Here is an 18,544-nt window from a genome sequence, read left to right on the forward strand (position 1 = left end):
GCACCCTCTATATCAAAAGAACCAAGTCTATTTCATTAAAATAGACAGAATACGGAAAGAAGCCCACCCCGAATAAAACGGAGGGACTCCCATTTTGATTCGGTAACCTGGCGACCTTAGTAAAAAAGCAACATTTACCTTAGGACATGGCTTTGCGTCTCTACGTTTCCATAGATTTGCCTTTTTCTTCTTTTTAAATATTTTCTATATTACGTCCACTTTATATGAAATTATTGTTTTTTTCACCGAAAAATGGGTGTAAAGATTCATGCGTTATGCCGAATGAATCACATAATAATTTACGATATTTACCGAAAATAACTAATAATAGTTGCGTTCAACCGAAAAGAATCGACTAAATACCGCAAAAATTTCATGTTTTCCCTTAAATTTTGCAAATATGACCGAAAATGTAGGATAGAGGTCTCCTTCCACCCTCCACAATTTCTTAAATCTTAAGAACTATATTCCCTAAAAAATTGAAAATATTTACCGTAAAAACAACACAAAAAGAGCTGCCATTTCAAATGACAGCTCCCTTGTTTCTTCATTATATTTACATCACCTTAGACAAGCCAATTGTTTTTTCAATAATGAGCAACGCAATGATAGAAATGATAATAAATATGACAGATATCGCATTGACACTCGGATCAAAGGTTTGCTCAATGTAATTAAACGTCCTGACGGGAATCGTAATCGTTTGGGGAGAGGAAACGAACAAACTGATCGATATTTCCCCAAATGACGTCACGGCAGAAAATACCCCACCTGCAATAATTCCTGGCTTTATCAAAGGCAGCGTCACTCGAAAGAATGTGCGAATGGGTCCTGCGCCAAGATTCATTGAAGCTAGCTCAAGCCGCGGATCCAAATTCGAGACACTGACACCTACTGTTCGAACCACATAGGGAAAGCCAATGATGACATGACCTATGACAAGCGCCCACAAAGATCCCGTAAACCCCATAGCCGTAAACAAATAGAGCATGGCAATCCCTAACACTACTTGAGGAATCATAAGAGGTGACAAAATGAAGGCTTGAATCGCCTCTTTTCCCTTAAAGGAAAGCCTTGCTAAAGCATACGAAGCCATCGTGCCTAAAAGAACCGTGAGAGGCGTTACGATGAATAGCAAAATCACACTGATACGCAGAGACTCCATCCATTCTGGATTCGACACGACCTCTTGAAACCAACGAACAGAGAACGAAGTCGGCGGAAATTCAGGAAAGGCATTTGGACTAAAAGCAGATAGGACAATGACAAGAACAGGTATGGTCAAAAAGAGATAAACCAATGACCCAGCAGTCCAAATCAGGATGGAAAGCAAGCGATCACCTAATGATTTTTTACGCATGCATCCTCGCCTCCCAGCGCTTCAATAGATAGCTTAATAAACTGACCACCACAAGCACACAAACCAATAACGTAAAGGACATCGCTGCAGCAAGAGGCAAGTTATACACCTGCATGACCTGCTGATAAATAGACAGCGGTAGCAGCGGCTGCATTCTTCCGCCGACTAAGAGCGGAGTGATATAGCTCCCAGCCGCCAGCGAAAAGACAATAATAGCCCCAGTCACCATCCCTGGAATGGTCAATGGAAAGGTCACATGAAAGAAGGTTCGAATTCGTCCAGCTCCTAGACTCATAGAAGCCGATCGTAAATGACGATCCATATCAGTTAAGCTCGTCGCAATAGGCAGCACTGCAAAAGGCAGCATGACCTGGACATAAGCAATAATCACCGCATTCATATTCCACAGCATAGAGAGCGGCTTCTCAATCACATGTAAATCTAATAACATGCCATTGATCAGACCATTTTGTGAAAGAAGGACAATCCATGCAAATGTCCGAATCACAACGCTTGTCAAAAGCGGCGAGACAAGTAGGATATAGAAAAATGCCCGCAGACGCGGATGAGGTGCCTTGACGAGCACGTATGCTGCAGGGTATGCCATCAATAAACAAATCACCGTTGTCTGTAAGGCTACCCACACTGTACTTCCAATCGCCTTCACATACGCATCTGTCGTGAACACATGAATATATTGAGAAAAGCTATACGTTTGTAATGTGTTCATCATTGAATCCACATCACGAAAACTGAGCACGAACATCATCACAAGCGGCGCTAGAAGAAATACAACAAGAAACAAACACGCCGGCAGCAGCATGAACCAATGAAATCGCTGATTCTTTTTCTTGATACGCATCACGTATGCACCTTCGAATCTAGGAAAACGATATCTTCAGGCTGCCAATTGATATGAATAGCTTCTCCAGCTTTCGGCAGCTCTGGAAATGCTGCATCAGAAGCATGAACAATCATTTCACCGCTATCGAGCCCCACCACCAAACGTAATGAGTGACCAATATAACTGACATCAGTCAGCACACCTGATACATGGTTGGACTGAATGTCTTCCCGCTCAGAAGATATGTTGATTCTTTCCGGACGGAGCATGAGTAAATGCTTCTCCTTCTTCTCTTGGTGTGCCGCTGCCTTTAATTGAACTTCCTGCCCGTTTGACTGGATTAAATGAGGAACGATAAATGCAGCTTTCGCTTCATCATAGACCGCCTCAAATAGGTTCACTTGTCCGATAAATTCAGCAACAAATCGATTGTTCGGCTGGCGGTACACCTCTAAAGGCGTCCCAATCTGCTGGATTTTCCCCTCTCCTAAAATCCCAACCCGATCAGAAAGACTTAATGCTTCCTCTTGATCATGGGTCACGAGAATGGTGGTAATTCCGACATTCCTTTGAATATTTCGAAGCTCTGTCTGCATATTTTTTCTTAGTTTTGCATCTAGGTTGCTGAGCGGTTCATCAAGAAGAAGAACAGATGGCTGAATCGCAAGCGCCCTTGCAATCGCTACCCGCTGCTGCTGTCCACCACTTAATTGATGCGGCATACGTTTCGCAAACGCTTCTAATTGCACAAGAGACAAACTCTCCATTACCTTCTCTTTAATTTCTGCCTTCTTTTTCTTTTGAACCTTTAACCCATACGCCACATTATCAAATACGGTCAGATGCGGAAAGAGTGCATAGCTTTGAAAAACCATACCCGTTTTTCTTTGATAAGGCGGTAAATTCGTCACATTCTGATCACCAATATAGACGACACCTTTTGTTGACTCTAAAAAACCGCCAATGATGTTTAATAACGTTGATTTCCCGCAGCCACTAGGACCAAGAAGGGAGAAAAACTCTCCCTCATTCACCGTAAGACTGACATCGTTAAGAGCAATCTGCTCGCCGAAATGCTGGCTAATATGTTCTAAATGGATTCCACTCATACGATCACCTATTTTCCTCCGCCTAATACTTCGTTCCATCGATTTGTCCAATTGCCCAGCTCCGAAGTTGCTGTTTCGTAATCTACCCAAGTCAGCTTGCTATAATAATTCTCTCCAACCTTGACCTTCCCCTTAATCTTGTCACCGTATTTCACATCAGAATTCGACATGCCATAATAAGATACTGCCGAGAAAGCCTCTTGAGCTTCTTTTCCACTTAAATAGTTTAATAGTTTGTAAGCCGCTTCTTCATGCTGACTTCCCTTCGTTAAAGCCCAGCTCGCAACTGCTGCAACAGCGCCTTCTTTCGGATATGAGAAACCAATATTCATTCCTTCTTCTTCAAGTGCAAATGCTCGTCCATCCCAATATGGAACTGCTGCGACGTCACCACGTTCTAACAAGGTTTGAATAGACCCTGGATTGTCTGGAAAAGCAGCTACATGCCCTTTTAATTGCGAAAGGCTTTTAAAGGCTTTATCAATATCCTTAGGATTTGATTCTGTCCCCCCTTGAGCATGGACAAGCGCAGAGAAAAATTGCAGCCCGGCTGAATAAGTCGGGGATGAAATCGCTACCTTCCCTTTTAGCTGACTGCTCCATAGGTCTGTCCAGCTGTTTGGTTCCTGCTTTACGAGGTCTTTTCGATAAGCAATTCCAAGCTGACCCATACTAAAGCCTGCTGCATATTGTTTTCCATCAACAGTGAGCTTCTTTTGAACAGAACGGTAAAGTTTTTTGACATTCGGTGCTTGATCTTCATCGATAGGCGCAAGAACGTTTGCTGCAATGCCTCTTTGAATCGTATCAGGCTGTAAAATAAGCAGGTCATACGGTGGATTTTTACCATTTGACGCTTTTAATTTTGTAAACCATTCAGAATCCGCACCAGAGACGGTTTGGACTTTAATTCCCGTATCTTTTTCAAACTTTTCGAGGATCGGTTTGATATTCTTTTCCCAATCGCCTCCGTATACGCCAACGATTACAGTCTGCTGCTGTTTACCTTGATCCTGTCCATTCCCACCGCAAGCTGTCAGCAGTAGAATCATTGATAGAGCACCTGCAAAAATAGTGATTAATCTTCTTTTCATGATTCATTTCCCCCTTTTTGTCCATCCATATGACGAAGTGCTTGAATAATATCTTTCTTTGTTAACGGCTCATTTCTATGACTGAAATATTGATGAACTGCATGTTTATAATGTGTACGTTCATTGGCTGGGTAGGAACGCAGCCGCACAGCAAGCTCGCTGCTGGCTTCATCCGTCCATACTTTCTCATAAGCTTCTCTGTGTTCTCCAACATCCCACATGGTATTAGCAGGATGATTACCCTTTTCACGAAGCTGATTCGTTTGCTCCTCATCAATCTTCCATTCATTTTGGTCTACATACACTTTAACGCCATATTGCTGCAGCGCTCTTTCTTCACTTAATAAACCTGCTTCCACTTCATGAAGGACTTTTTCTTTCTCTCTTGCAAATGGATTTCCCCAACCGCCTCCACTTGGTGATATCAATTGCACAATTTCGCCTTTTTCAAGACGTAGAACATCTATTTTCGGCTGGTCTTGTTTTTCACCTTTTGCTGTGACTAGCTTGACCTCACCGATAGCTCCCGCGCGGCCGCCCATTAGCCCCCAAGGCTGAAACTTCATCCGTTCCATCCCTCGTGCGGTCACCATGGATTCAGGCTTGATCATTTCAAATTCCAAACCAATCGCATGTCCGCCTCTGTTTTCTCCTGCTCCGCCTGTGTTTGGCAAAAGCTCATATCGGTGAACATGAATATCAATATGCTGTTCTAAGCTCTCAATGGGTGTATTTTTCAAAAAGCCAGACGAATGATCAATACCATCTACTCCATCCGTTCCATTTTGAGCACCGCCGCCTCCGCCTAATGGTTCGACAACAGACATTTTCCTGCCACCTGTTTGATTATCAGGAACGGAGAGAACAACAATAGCTGATTGACCTGCACCTGCTGCCGGCACCGCCTCAGGTAACAGCTTACCAATGGCGCCTAGCACGACATTGAACAGCCGCATCGTAATTGAATGCCGAATACCAACAGAAGCCGGGTATTCTGGATGCACTAACGTCCCTTTAGGTGAAATCACTTCAATCGGATATGTGATTCCGCCATTAATCGGTATAAAGGGATCTTTACTAATAATGTAATTAATCAATCCTTGATATAGGAAGGAATGCTTCTGACCATTGGTGACAAGGTTAAAAGCTGTTTTCACTTGCGGGTCACACTCAGAAAAATCAAGTGTCAGCCGCTTTCCTTTCACCGTTAACTTGATTTTCAACCGGATCGGCACATCCGAGATCATATCATCATCTAAATAATCAGCGAATTCACTCGTTCCGTCCGGAATGGCTTCAATGACCTTTCCTGCACGAACCTCAGATTGTTTCAGGAGGTCCATCATTCCTTGTTTCACTTCATTTATTCCAAATTTCCCGATCATTTCTTTTAACCGAATTTCTGCTGTATTTACTGCAGCAATCATTGCATTGATATCCCCATCATTTAAATGACTGGCTCGGCTGTTGGCTCTTAAAAAAGTACGAACGACCTGATTCTCTTTTCCGCCTTCATAAATTTTCACTGGCGGTATTCTTAATCCTTCTTGATGAACATCTGTCGCTGTCGGTGAAATACTTGAGGGCACAAGTCCGCCCACATCACTTACATGAACAAAAGACCAAGCATAGCTGACAATTTCACCATCTACGAAAATCGGCTTAATGATATGGACATCTGGCAGGTGAGTTGCTAAACCATCTGTCGTATAAGGGTCATTTGTGATGATAATATCTCCTGGCTGCATCGGTCCGCTCTCTTCAATCGCTTTCTTAAGACTCAGCCCTAAAAAGATCGTGACACCCACTGTCTTCGGATAAACAAAGAAATCTCCAGAAGGCGTGGCTAACGCTGTCGCAAAGTCAGCTGATTCTTTGACGAAAGTCGTAAAAGACGTCCGCTCAATGACATGTCCCATGCCAGATGCAATTGCATTAAAATAACTACGCATCATCTCAAGCTTTGCTGGATCAGTTCTCATGTAAAGCCGCCTCCCTTGAAATCACCAAGTTCCCTGATTGATCAATGCTGCCTGCCCAATTTGGCAGAATCAATATTGTCGTATCATCCTGCTCAATGATGGCAGGTCCATTAATGACAGAGCCTACTGACAAAGTATCTCTGTAATAAATAGCTGCTTCATATTCTTTTTCTTCCATAAAGATTCGCCTAAATTCATGTGGCTTCAAAGATTGTCCGCTGCTTTCATGAACAGTTGTGAAAGGCAGCGGCGGCGTCTCGCCTATGACTCGAACTCGTAAATGAGTAAACTCGATGTTCGCCTGATCATCTCTATGACCATATTGACGCTGATGTAGTTTGTGAAAGGCTTCAATGAGTTGATGGATATCTTGTTCTTGCTTCAGCCATTCAGCTGATAATGGTAATTCAATCTCAAAGGCTTGTCCTTGATAACGTGCATCTGCCAATAATAGTATGGATGTCTGTTTAATATGCTGAATGTTCTGCTGACTGAACCAATCAGTCGCTTTTCGAGAAAGCATCTCATAATCTTTTTTTAGTTGATCTATCGAGTAGTCTTGTAAACATATTTTCTTCGACAGTACCGCATCATGAATAAAGTCAGCGTTCAGGGCACCTAATGCACATAATGTTCCTGGACTTGGAGGAACGACCACGTTTTTCGCATGAATTTCTCGCGCAAGGAAATTCGCTACAACCGGTCCTGCTCCGCCAAACGCTAGTAAACTAAAATCTCTTGGGTCAAACCCTTGCTGCTCCATGACATTGCTTAATTCTGTGTACATATTGGCGACAGCTACTTGAATCAGCTGGTCAGCCGCTTCTTCTACCGTTTTGTTGAGCTGGTCAGCAATTGGCTGAAAGGCCTTTTCCGCCGCGGACAGCTGTAGTTGTAAATGTCCTCCGGCAAAACGCTCTTGATTGAGATAACCACATATGAGGAACGCGTCAGTTAAGGCGGCTTTCATTCCCTTTCCATACGAAGCTGGTCCCGGCTGTGAGCCAACTGATTCTGGTCCTGCTTTGAGAAGCCCGCCCTGATCAATCCATGCAACAGAACCCCCGCCTGCCCCTATTGAATACATCGCAACAGATGGAAGAATGATCGGAAAACCTGAAAGCTGATTTGACTGAGCCATTGTAGGCTGTCCATTTTGAATAATGGAGATATCTGCACTCGTCCCCCCCACATCAAACGTGATCAGATTGGATTCGTTTGCAGCGGCTGCAATTCTTGCCGCACCAATGACACCAGCTGCCGGACCAGAAAAAAGTGTTTTAACAGGTGAAGTTGCTGCACTTTCTGCATCCATTAAACCACCATTTGATTGTGTAATGTATGGAGAAATTGGTACACCTTCTTCTTTCAAACGGCTTTTCAATGTTTGTAAATACTGTTTCACCTTTGGTTGGATATACAAATTGACAACAGACATCACAGTACGCTCGTATTCTCTCATTTGGGGCCATAATTCAGATGAAGTAAGGACTTCTAATTGCGGATAATGGTGTTTGATATAGGCTTTTGCCTGTAATTCATGAACTGGATTTTGATAGCTATGTAAAAAAGAAATGACAATACCTGCTAGCCCTTTAGACATGACCTGCTGGACAGCCTGATCTAATTGCTGCAGATGGAGAGGTTTTTTGATCGTACCATCGTGTATCAACCTTTCAGAGATTGGATATACATGCTTTCGTGGTATCAATGGTTCTGGCAAACGAGAATTGAAGTCATAAGGAATGGGTAATCGTAAACGCTGTAGTGACAATATGTCTTGAAAGCCTTCCGTCACAAAAAGGGCCAAATCTGCTCCTTTTCTCTGCAATAATGTATTAAGACCGATTGTCATGCCATGTACGAGATATTGGATTTTAGCTAAATCAACACCTCTGTCTTTTAGAAGTTTTAGCCCATTGATAATTCCCTGAGCTGGGTCGTCAGTCACTGTGGGTGTTTTGAGTTCAGTTAGCGCCCCTGTTGCTTCATTCATCAGCGATAAGTCAGTAAATGTTCCGCCTATGTCTATGCCAAGCCGATAAGAGACATCCGCCATTTGTACTTCCCTCCTACAATGTAAATAGAACGATATTTTGATAAATTACGACATTTTTTGATATTTGACTCCATATTATTAAAGCATATCGGTCTAGTCAATTTTATTTTTTTAAAATTTCTGTGTGTTAAATTCTTGAAATTAGCCCAAAAAGCAGTGATAAAGCCATTTTGATAAAGCATAATCTTTTTATGAACTGAAAAATTAAAATTTTTATGAATTTTTACAAATGTGAAAAGCAAGAAAACGGATAAAAACCGTTTTTCGAACTTTAAAAGGCGTTTTTTCAAAACCAGGAGAAATTGGTAAGTAATTCTGCTATACTTCTGTTTACAAAATACGCAAACAAGAAAGAGAGCTAGCATCTATGAAACTTCTTAAAATCATTCTCTTGCTTTTACTGATCGTCGTTGGTGTAGCAACAGGCTATATTCAGCTGGAGCAAAGTAAACAAGAGACGACGAATTCATCTTATGACAAGACCATTCACTTCCCATCAGAACGTTACCCTGAAACCGCGAAGCACATAGAAGAGGCAATTGATGAAGGGCATTCATCCGTATGCACGATTGACCGTAAACATAGCGATGAACAAAGAGAACAATCACTTCATGGCATCCCAACAAAGCGCGGGTATGATCGGGACGAATGGCCGATGGCGATGTGTAAGGAAGGAGGAACAGGAGCTTCAGTCAAATATATTAGTCCTTCAGATAATAGAGGAGCCGGCTCATGGGTCGGTCATCAATTATCGGATGATCCTGACGGCACAAGAATACAATTTATCATCGATTAACGCCATTTCCCTTTTCTATCTAAAAAAATTTCCTCGTAACTGCATTCAGGTATTTCAAACATTTTTTTCATGCCGATAATCCTTAAGGAGGTTTATCCTACCTTATACCTAAAGGAGTCAAAAAGCATGAAGAAAAAGGGAAAACTGAGGCTTGGTGCCAAAATTTTGCTGATCTTTTTAAGTGTCATCATCATCTTTTCAGCAATTGTTGGTTATGTGGTGAATCGCGAAATGACAGAAAACATCAAGCACATGGCCACTGAAAAAGCAAAAGGTGATTTAAAGCTAGGCTATGCCTACCTAGATGAAAAAGTAGCAGGCTCGTGGCAGATAAAAGATGGAAAGCTTTACAAAGGGAATACCCAAATCAATGATCATGATACATTGGTCGACCATTTAGCAGAATACACTGATGATACCGTCACAATTTTCCAAGGAAATACCCGTGTCGCAACAAATGTCATGTTAAACGGAAAACGAGCTGTCGGTACACAAGTTTCACCAGAAGTGAAGGCCACTGTATTAGATAAAGGTGAAAACTATTACGGCACAGCAAATGTTGCAGGGAAAGACTACCAAACGGCTTATATGCCGATCAAAAATGATGCAGGCGAAACGATCGGTATTTTTTATACTGGCGCCAACCAAAGCATGATTTCACAAATGCTTCAGTCATTCTACATTCAATTTTTCATAGTTCTGTTGTTAAGCCTAATCGTTGCTGTGATCATTATTTCTATTTTCACAAAGCGGATTCAAACCCGTCTCAAGCGTATGGCTTCTGCCATTAAAAGTGCAGGTGAAGGAAATTTAACCATCAATGTGACAAATACAGCAGGCGACGAACTGTCTGATCTGGCTGATCATTTCAATAAAATGCGGGAAAAACTAAATCACACCATTCTTAATGTGATGAACACGTCTGAATTAGTGGCAACTTCATCTGAACAGCTGTCAGCTAGTGCAGAAGAAACAAGTGCAGCATCCGAAAAAATCACCCATAGTATTCAGGAAGTTGCTCAATCATCAGAAGAACAGTCAGCTCAAATGACAACAAGTGAGCACACGATGATTCAAGTATCTAACGAGTTGGCAAACATCACGGAAAATGCGGGGCAAATGGCTTCAAGAAGTCAATTTGCACAAGAAATCGCCCTAAAAGGTGTACAGAATATTGGGGAAGTAAACTCACAAATGACATCTATTGCAAAATCAATAGAGGAAAATGGGACAGCCATTCAAGCATTAGAAACACGTTCGGCTGAAATCGATCATATTTCCCATGTTATTACAGACATCGCTAACCAGACCAACCTGCTTGCTCTTAACGCAGCAATTGAAGCAGCACGAGCAGGCGAGCATGGGAAAGGATTTGCAGTTGTCGCAGACGAAGTAAGAAAGCTCGCTGAAGAATCTCAATCATCATCAAATATGATTTCCCATCTCATTTCTGAAATCCAAAAAGAGATGACTCATTCAACTAATGCGATTAAACGAGTAAGAGAGGAAGCGACTCAAGGGACTGTACTTATTTCTCATACAGAAGAATCATTTATTGATATTCAGCAGTCAATGAGAGAAATGGCAGATGGTATCAAGCATTTATCTAGTGCATCACAAAAAATCGTAGCTTATACAAACGATGCGAAACGATCCTTTGCCACTATTACAGAAGGGGTTAAACTAACAAGTGAACATTCACAGCAAGTAGCCGGTTTAACAGAAGAACAATTTGCCGCAATGGAAGAAGTAACTGCTTCATCAGAAGCTCTTGCCCATTTAGCAGGAGATTTAAAAGCAATGGTTTCACAATTTCACATCTAGATTCCTCATATAGAAGCGCAAGACGGCGACAATCGTCTTGCTGCCTAACATTCTCTTCAAGAATCACTCTTTCAACCATTCACATTCCAACGAAAATCTATGTATAAAGGAGTTTTTTAAATGAATAACTTAAACCAAGCCTATTCCCTATCTATCTCCTATCACCAAATCACCGTATACACCGGAAGCAAAACACCACCTGTGATTGACTGGTCAGATGATGACATTCTTCAAGGATTCGCCATAGGAGATCACGGTGTATCCTTTGAAGGGGTCAACAACGGAAAAGCATCTGTTACCGTAACTTTAAATAGCAATATGCCCCCAGCTTCGGCTGATAGAACGGTCACAGTGCCTTTTACGCATGCAAACGATCAAGTTTATATCACAAGCGTCATGGCTCAGGTGCTGTCTTTCCCTATTCCAAAGGGAGACTATCAGCTCACCTGCTATACTTCTCAGCAGGCTGATCAAGACCTTTATCATATGAATTTCCAAACGGTGTAGGTCACGACTGATCGTACAAATCAAGCCAATTTTCCGCAAAGTCTACTGATTCTCTCACCGGTAATAAATATGAACTGGCAAGCCCGATTTGACCGTGATGATGAGTGCCTCCTGATAGAAGAAAGTCACGGCCGATCTGCTCAAATAGTTCTTCTCTTGTGATAATATCTTGGTATTCTTTCCATACCCTCCATCCATTTTCTAAGATGGGAGCTCCTCTTGTCATGAGGTCTTGCTGAGGGATGCGATATTCAGCCAGATGGAAAGCTGTCAGACTTTCAAAAGACGTACCAATCAGCAGCACCTGAGCCTGAAGCTCATACATGCGGGCTAGAGGCGAATGTTCTCCTAATCCAAAAGAAAGTGCGTGGTGTTTCAGAAGCTCATGTTTCTTTTTCCCCCAAGCCGTGAATGAAAAATGAGGATGATTGCTTCTCGCCACGCCCGGGTATTTCCAAAACGTTTCTGCTACCTTTCCCATTGCTGTTGGCATCGAGTAAGCTGGATCAAATGCAGGCATTGTGTCTTTGATCGATTTCCACCATGAAAAAGGAACAGGCGGATCGATCCAATCAGCGGGCTCAGAAAGCTCTAACGTTTGTGCCGGCATGATTAGTGTCCCCTCTTCTGTTAAGGTTTCCATCAATGCTTGTATGAGGGCAACAGCGCCTCCGTTTACCCATCCAATAGATGATAAAGATGAGTGAACACATAAAATCATGCCTTTTTTCACACCAAGTTGAACCAAGTCTGCTTTGATTTTTTCCTTTGTCACCGGTCCAGCTTGATTTTCGATTAATTTTTTCATCGTTTCCTTATCCTCCTGCGTCTCTTTTCTTACTGCTGAATGAGACGCTTAACCGCAATAGACAGTTTATAATTTGCGTAATTTGTCAGCTCCGTTAAAAACAGATCCAGTTCATCATGACTGGAGAAATGACCTTCAGCCATATAACAGCCCTCACCACTTATTTTAAATAAATTCTTGATCTCTTCCTGTCGGTCGAGAAAGGACAGAAGCGGTTCGTGATGATGACTGCGGGTATAGAGCTGCATAAATGTTTGAATGGTCTTTTGCGTCCGCCAGTCAATCGAAATGGTATATGCTTCAATCACACCCTCTTCTTCAAGCTTTAACACACGATTTGCAACAGCTTGACCCGTTAAATGAACTTTTTCACCTAGCGCTTTCATAGTTAATCGGCTGTTTTTTGAGAGCTCTTTTAATATATCCAAATCGGTTTGGTCTAACATTGGCTCACCTCTTTCAAAAATCAAGTCCTTCTGATGAAAGACTTTCATTACCCTCTGTCACATGGAACTCTTTTAATATACTGTAAACTTAAGCAGAAAAAAAGGAGGCCTTTTCATGAAAATCACACTCATTCGGAATGCTACTTTCTACCTTGAATATGGTCAGGCAACTTTCTTCATTGATCCCTTTTTAGCAGCAAAAGGAACATATCCACCGTTTCCTCATACAGCCAATCAACATTTGAACAATCCGATTGTTGATCTGCCTGTAAACATTGACTTAGACAACATGCTACACCCAGATGCTGTCTTACTCACTCATTTGCACGTGGATCACTTTGATGACGAGGCGAAACAAAAATTAGACCAAGACCAACCCATTTATACGCAATCGGATAATGACAAAAAAGAAGTTGAAGAGGCTGGTTTCCAGCATGTCACATGCATTGAAGATGAAATAGACATTTATGGTGTTCATATTCAGCGGACAGGTGGACAGCATGGGACAGGAGAAATTGCAAAGCGGATGGGACAGGTCAGCGGTTTTGTTTTCTCTCACCCTGATGAACCTACCCTTTACATTGCAGGTGATACCATTTGGTGTGATGAGCCGAAGGAGGTTATCAATACTTGCAAGCCAGATGTCATTGTGGTCAATAGCGGAGCTGCTCAATTTTTAGAGGGCGATCCGATTACGATGACGAAGGAAGACATTTTAGACGTTCACCGTTCTCACCCAACTGCACAAATTGTCGCTACTCACCTTGAGGCAGTGAATCATTGCTTACTAACAAGAGCCTCTTTACAAGCTTACATTCAGGAGCATCAAGCAGCACAAGCCATTTTTGTCCCAAACGATGGTGAAAGTCTCTCCTTTTGAATAGATTGATAAACAATAAAAAACCGGCACCTCGCTGCCGGTTTCATCCTTATGGTCGATGGTGCTGTGGTTTTTTCAGCAATGGCACAAATCCGTTGTTTTTCAAATGATTGTAATGCTCATCCATCCGTTTCGTAATATGTGTACCTTGTTCCTTTGTTAACACACCATATTGGACGTACTTCTCAATCACTTCTTTTCGTTTAGAAAGAATTTGCTGCTCAAGCGTTTCAATTTGTTTTTGTTGTTCTGTCGTTAGTTTTACTTGATGCGTTACTGGACGCTTTTCCATTTGAGGTGTTTCTCCATGAGCTGTTTCCATATAAAAACCAGACAACAGCATCATCGATAATATGATCAATCCACTTATTCTTTTCATCATTTTATTCCCTCCTTTATTCGCATTTATTTTGTGCACACTTTCCTTTTTTATACATATTCCATCACACAAATTGCACATAATATTCTTACTTTTTCGCTTTTCTTCTGAAAACGTTGTCCTAACAGAAAAAGCGTGCTATGTTTTGTTTTGTATAAAAAATAGAGGAGGATTCTTAAATGAGTCGTTTTTATCATAGAAAATCGATCTGGGTAATGCTTGTTGTGTCTGCTTTCATACTTGTCTTGTCTGCTTGCAGTCAATCAGGCTCTTCTCAGTCTGGAGATTCAAAGTGGGATGAGATTCAAAAGAAAGGGAAAATCGTGGTTGCTACTTCAGGCACCCTTTATCCAACGTCATATCATGATACCGCTAATGGCAAGGATCAATTGACTGGTTATGAAGTGGAAGTGGTCAAAGAAGCATTTAAACGCCTTGATGTGAAAGTAGAATTTAAAGAAATGGGCTATGATGGCATGCTGAGCGCCATTAATTCTGGTCAAGTGGATGCCGCTGCAAATGACATTGACATCACAGATGACAGAAAAGATAAGTTCGCCTTTTCAACTCCTTATAAATATTCTTATGGCACGGCGATCGTAAGAAAAGATGATTTGTCTGGCATTAAAACGTTAAAAGATTTAAAAGGAAAGAAAGCAGCTGGTGCTGCCACAACGATTTACATGGATGTCGCTCGCAAGTACGGTGCGAAGGAAGTCATTTATGATAATGCGACAAACGAGCAATACTTAAAGGATGTCGCTAACGGTCGTACAGATGTCATTCTAAATGATTATTACTTGCAGACACTAGCTCTAGCTGCATTCCCGAAATTAAATATTACGATTCACCCTGACTTAAAATACATGCCAAACGAACAAGGTTTTGTGATGAAGAAAGACAACACAGAGCTTCAAAAAGAATTAAATCGTGTCTTAAAAGAAATGAAAAAAGACGGAACCATGAAAAAGATTTCCGAAAAATTCTTTAATCATGCAGACGTCTCAAAGAAAATAAATGCTGATGTCGAAGATGTCGACATTTCTAAATAAGGAGCCGCAAGCGTGGGAGATATTCATTTAGAATATATATTTAATCCTGCACTGGCAAAGGCGTCATTTCCATTTGTCATGAAAGGCATCTGGCTGACGCTGCTCATTTCCTTTGTGAGCATGTTTTTTGGCACCATTCTTGGCTTTTTTATTGCGCTTGCCAGAATGGCGAATACGTGGATGCTTTGGCTGCCTGCACGGCTGTATATCTCATTCATGCGTGGCGTGCCCATTCTGGTGATTTTGTTTATTCTTTATTTTGGATTTCCTTATATCGGCATTGAGTTTACAGCGGTCACTGCTGCCATTATTGGATTCAGCTTCAATAGCGCTGCCTATATTGCAGAAATCAATCGGGCGGCCCTCTCATCTGTTCCAAGTGGACAGGTGGAAGCTGCCAAATCACTAGGGCTCAGCTATTGGCAAACGATGCGCGGTGTCATTTTGCCTCAATCCGTCCGCATCGCACTGCCACCATTGACCAATGTCATGCTCGATTTAATCAAAGCCTCCTCACTGGCTGCGATGATTACTGTACCCGAGCTTTTCCAGCAAGCAAAGATCGTAGGTGGGCGCGAATTCGATTATATGACCATGTATATTTTGGTCGCCCTCATTTACTGGGGCATTTGCAGCGTAGTCTCATTGCTTCAGGACTTTTTAGAAAAACACTATGCAAAATATCTGTAACAAAAAAGAGCAGATCCAATCGACCTGCTCTTTTTTAGATTCAGCTTTAATGTATTAGCCATAACCACGCATATAACCCCAGTAAAGTAAGGATCAAGGTTGGGATGGTCAGGATGATTCCGGCTTTCATGTATGCACCCCAAGAGATATGGACGCCTTTTTTCTTAAGAACATGAAGCCACAGCAATGTCGCCAATGAGCCGATAGGGGTCATTTTCGGACCAAGGTTGGAGCCGATGACATTGGCATAAATCAGTCCGTCTCTCATGACGCCTGCTGTATCTGTATGACCGATTGCTATCGCATCAATCAATACGGTAGGCAGATTGTTCATGACAGAGGACAGCACTGCGGCAAGCACGCCCATAAACATCGTTCCCGCAAGCAAGCCATGCGATGCTCCTTGTTCGATCCATGCCGCCAATATTTCTGTGAGACCGACATTCTTCAGTCCATATACGACGACATACATGCCGATTGAGAAAAAGACAATGGACCACGGTGCTTCTTTTACGACACGTTTTGTCGCCACTTGCGGACTTCTTCTTGCCAGCCACAAGAAGACAAGGGCAATACCGCCCACAATGATGGAGACCGGAACCCCAATGAGTTCCCCTGCAAAATAACCGACAAGCAAACAGCCAAGCACATACCAAGACAAGCGGAACATGCGGATATCCCGGATCGCTGATGCCGGTTCCTTCGCCTGTGATACATCGTATGTTTTTGGGATAAGCTTTCGGTAAAACACATAAAGCACTAGCATGCTTGCTCCAAGCGACACAAGGTTTGGCACGAACATGTTTGCTGTATATTCTAGAAACCCAATATGAAAATAGTCAGCTGATACGATATTGACCAAGTTACTAATAACAAATGGCAAGGAGGTTGTATCTGCAATAAAGCCGCTCGCCATCACAAAAGGCAGGATCATCCGCTCATCCAGCTTTAACGCTCTCACTACAGACAAGACGATCGGGGTCAAAATCAGTGCCGCTCCATCATTCGCAAAAAAAGCAGCCACGACAGCGCCGAGCAATGTTAAATAAATAAACATGCGGACACCGTTCCCTCTTGCGGCTTTTGCCATATGCAGTGCAGCCCATTCGAAAAACCCAATTTCATCTAAAATTAACGAAATAATAATGATGCCAATAAACGCAAATGTTGCGTTCCATACTATCTGCGTCACTTCCCACACATCGCCCAGATGAACGACACCAAAGGCAAGTGCAAGAATGGCGCCTCCACATGCTGACCATCCAATGGTTAAACGTCCTGGCTGCCAAATGACAAGGACGAGGGTCAGGATGAAAATCAAAATGGCCAAGGTGACTGCTCCCAAAGGTGGCCCCCCTTTCATAAAATCCTTATCTATCATACAACGAAACACAGCCGTTGTATGCCATTTTCACATGAAAACCCGCAGGTGATCCCGGGCACCTGCGGATTCGATGACTATTGATCTTTTTTCATCAGCATTAATTCAATAAATAACTCACATCGCTGGCTGAAGTGACTTAAATCGATTGAGGTCATATCAAAGATTTGTTTCATTCGATAATTTAATGTATTTTGATGAATAAACAACTGCTCCGCGGCTGGCTTTAGCTTGCAGTTATTCAATAAGTAGACTTCAAGCGTTTTTAAAAATGAGGTTTGGCTGTCACGGTCTTTTTCTTTCAAACGTAATAAATCTGGATTGAAGTCATTTTTCTTTTTTTGATGACTGTAAATTGAGTCTAAGAACCGGAAAACCCCCAGATTCTCGTAATCATATGGAATCAGCTCTTGTCCCCCCACAATTTTCACAGCCTTCACGACCTCTATCGCTTCAAATCGACTTGTGCTCATTTTCATGACATCTCGATACTCTCTTCCCATTCCAATATACAATGGGGAAGGATGGGCATGCGCTTTCGATTGTAGATGAGCGATGACGTCAGCCGCAGTCGCTTTCGGTGAGTGCCGGTCTGACAAGCTGCCCAATATCACGACAATGTCGGCTTGAACGGAGTATACGTGATTCACCTTGTCTTCTAGCTGCAAATACGTCCGAATGACGTCCTTTACATCTTCTGCCGTCTCACTTTTGTTATCGGCAGCGTGTACGACCATGACAGTAAATACCGCTGGCAGCGGGATGCTTAAATTCTCAGCCTCCCACTTCAGTTCTTCTTCTGTATAAAAATGATCATCCATGACCTTTTTGAAAAATTCTTCAATCTTGCCTTCCTTTTTCTCCAGCTGTTTCTTATTCTTATAAATCACTTTTCCCACTTGAAAGGAAGCTTCATGCAAAAATTGCAGCTCCTCCTGCGTGAGAGAATCCTCAATGTCCTGCACCCAAATAAAGCCCACAACCTCTTGTTTGTGCTTGGCGCTCACAGCCACCCGCCGATTAAACCCGAGCTCGTCATGACCGCTCACATAAAAAGGCTTTGACTCCTTGTGAAGCCGCTCGATGACCCCTGTTTTCTTTAACCAATCGACTACAGACCCCGGACATTCCTTTGAGAAAATCGTTTGCTGATTGACTGGGTCAAACTGCTGAATGCTGTAAGAATTATAAGCAAGGAGCTGACACTCTGTGCTTTCTAAAATGACTGGTTTTTTTAAATACCCGCTAATAAATGCAATTAATTTATCGACATCAAAAAATGTATGAAGCTTTTCTAATATCTCTTCCATCCCGATTGCTCCCTGATTAAGTA

17 protein-coding genes and 1 riboswitch are annotated in these 18,544 nt (G+C 42.2%); of the genes, 6 read left to right on the top strand and 11 right to left on the bottom strand.

The features are described from left to right. Positions 1–98: 98 nt before the first annotated feature. Positions 99–191: riboswitch (cyclic di-GMP riboswitch) on the bottom strand. Positions 192–556: 365 nt separating this feature from the next. Genes QRN39_RS00635 through QRN39_RS00660 form a run of 6 tightly spaced genes read right to left on the bottom strand, consistent with a single transcriptional unit; the run spans position 557 to position 8,448 of the window. Continuing rightward, on the bottom strand, positions 557–1,360 hold the full coding sequence (locus QRN39_RS00635) for an ABC transporter permease (RefSeq protein ID WP_003214190.1): 804 nt from the start codon (positions 1,358–1,360) through the stop codon (positions 557–559). Beyond that, entirely contained in the window at positions 1,353–2,222 is an 870-nt protein-coding gene (locus tag QRN39_RS00640) for an ABC transporter permease (protein WP_003214329.1), read from the bottom strand. The genes QRN39_RS00635 and QRN39_RS00640 overlap by 8 nt, the downstream gene beginning before the upstream one ends. After that, the gene (locus tag QRN39_RS00645) at positions 2,222–3,313 is read right to left on the bottom strand and encodes an ABC transporter ATP-binding protein (RefSeq protein ID WP_106032970.1); all 1,092 of its coding nucleotides are present in this window, start codon (positions 3,311–3,313) and stop codon (positions 2,222–2,224) included. Before QRN39_RS00645 ends, QRN39_RS00640 begins: the two co-directional genes overlap by 1 nt. An 8-nt stretch (positions 3,314–3,321) precedes the next feature. Beyond that, positions 3,322–4,407 (bottom strand): ABC transporter substrate-binding protein, encoded by a 1,086-nt coding sequence (locus QRN39_RS00650; RefSeq protein ID WP_050943226.1) that lies wholly within the window; start codon positions 4,405–4,407, stop codon positions 3,322–3,324. Next, positions 4,404–6,389, bottom strand: coding sequence for a hydantoinase B/oxoprolinase family protein (locus QRN39_RS00655; protein WP_212046225.1), 1,986 nt, complete (start codon positions 6,387–6,389; stop codon positions 4,404–4,406). The genes QRN39_RS00650 and QRN39_RS00655 overlap by 4 nt, the downstream gene beginning before the upstream one ends. Next, positions 6,379–8,448 (bottom strand): hydantoinase/oxoprolinase family protein, encoded by a 2,070-nt coding sequence (locus QRN39_RS00660; RefSeq protein WP_050943229.1) that lies wholly within the window; start codon positions 8,446–8,448, stop codon positions 6,379–6,381. Before QRN39_RS00660 ends, QRN39_RS00655 begins: the two co-directional genes overlap by 11 nt. Positions 8,449–8,815: 367 nt before the next feature. Between QRN39_RS00660 and QRN39_RS00665 the strand changes: the two genes are divergently transcribed. From QRN39_RS00665 to QRN39_RS00675, 3 genes are all read left to right on the top strand, one after another. Continuing rightward, positions 8,816–9,244, top strand: coding sequence for a NucA/NucB deoxyribonuclease domain-containing protein (locus QRN39_RS00665; protein WP_003214307.1), 429 nt, complete (start codon positions 8,816–8,818; stop codon positions 9,242–9,244). A gap of 126 nt (positions 9,245–9,370) precedes the next feature. Continuing rightward, positions 9,371–11,068 carry a methyl-accepting chemotaxis protein gene (locus QRN39_RS00670; RefSeq protein ID WP_284905731.1) on the top strand — a complete coding sequence of 566 codons (1,698 nt, stop codon included), beginning with the start codon at positions 9,371–9,373 and terminating at the stop codon, positions 11,066–11,068. 120 nt (positions 11,069–11,188) lie between these two features. Beyond that, entirely contained in the window at positions 11,189–11,575 is a 387-nt protein-coding gene (locus QRN39_RS00675) for a competence protein ComJ (protein WP_284905732.1), read from the top strand. 1 nt (position 11,576) lies between these two features. On the opposite strand, the gene QRN39_RS00680 is transcribed toward QRN39_RS00675, so the two are convergent. Together QRN39_RS00680 and QRN39_RS00685 are read right to left on the bottom strand one after the other, a co-directional pair. Then, positions 11,577–12,383, bottom strand: coding sequence for an AAC(3) family N-acetyltransferase (locus QRN39_RS00680; protein WP_284905734.1), 807 nt, complete (start codon positions 12,381–12,383; stop codon positions 11,577–11,579). 29 nt (positions 12,384–12,412) lie between these two features. Next, complete coding sequence (locus tag QRN39_RS00685) at positions 12,413–12,829, bottom strand: Lrp/AsnC family transcriptional regulator (protein WP_003214483.1); 417 nt, start codon at positions 12,827–12,829, stop codon at positions 12,413–12,415. A gap of 115 nt (positions 12,830–12,944) precedes the next feature. Between QRN39_RS00685 and QRN39_RS00690 the strand changes: the two genes are divergently transcribed. Further along, positions 12,945–13,709, top strand: coding sequence for an MBL fold metallo-hydrolase (locus tag QRN39_RS00690; RefSeq protein WP_253621872.1), 765 nt, complete (start codon positions 12,945–12,947; stop codon positions 13,707–13,709). Positions 13,710–13,758: 49 nt separating this feature from the next. On the opposite strand, the gene QRN39_RS00695 is transcribed toward QRN39_RS00690, so the two are convergent. Beyond that, complete coding sequence (locus QRN39_RS00695; protein ID WP_050943461.1) at positions 13,759–14,088, bottom strand: YckD family protein; 330 nt, start codon at positions 14,086–14,088, stop codon at positions 13,759–13,761. Between the two features lie 179 nt (positions 14,089–14,267). Between QRN39_RS00695 and QRN39_RS00700 the strand changes: the two genes are divergently transcribed. Then, on the top strand, positions 14,268–15,140 hold the full coding sequence (locus QRN39_RS00700; RefSeq protein ID WP_050943239.1) for a transporter substrate-binding domain-containing protein: 873 nt from the start codon (positions 14,268–14,270) through the stop codon (positions 15,138–15,140). 12 nt (positions 15,141–15,152) lie between these two features. Next, the gene (locus tag QRN39_RS00705) at positions 15,153–15,830 is read left to right on the top strand and encodes an amino acid ABC transporter permease (protein WP_003214368.1); all 678 of its coding nucleotides are present in this window, start codon (positions 15,153–15,155) and stop codon (positions 15,828–15,830) included. A 46-nt stretch (positions 15,831–15,876) separates the two neighbouring features. Here the strand turns inward: QRN39_RS00705 and QRN39_RS00710 are convergent, their stop codons facing one another. Further along, positions 15,877–17,175: an arsenic transporter gene (locus QRN39_RS00710; RefSeq protein WP_050943242.1), complete on the bottom strand. Its 1,299-nt coding sequence runs from the start codon at positions 17,173–17,175 to the stop codon at positions 15,877–15,879. Between the two features lie 113 nt (positions 17,176–17,288). Continuing rightward, positions 17,289–18,521, bottom strand: a complete 1,233-nt coding sequence (locus QRN39_RS00715) for a PucR family transcriptional regulator (protein ID WP_003214110.1) — start codon at positions 18,519–18,521, stop codon at positions 17,289–17,291. Between the last annotated feature and the right edge of the window lie 23 nt (positions 18,522–18,544).

Origin of the sequence: Bacillus sp. lyk4-R2A-2, assembly GCF_030209735.1 — a bacterium.
Taxonomy (GTDB): domain Bacteria; phylum Bacillota; class Bacilli; order Bacillales; family Bacillaceae; genus Bacillus; species Bacillus pumilus.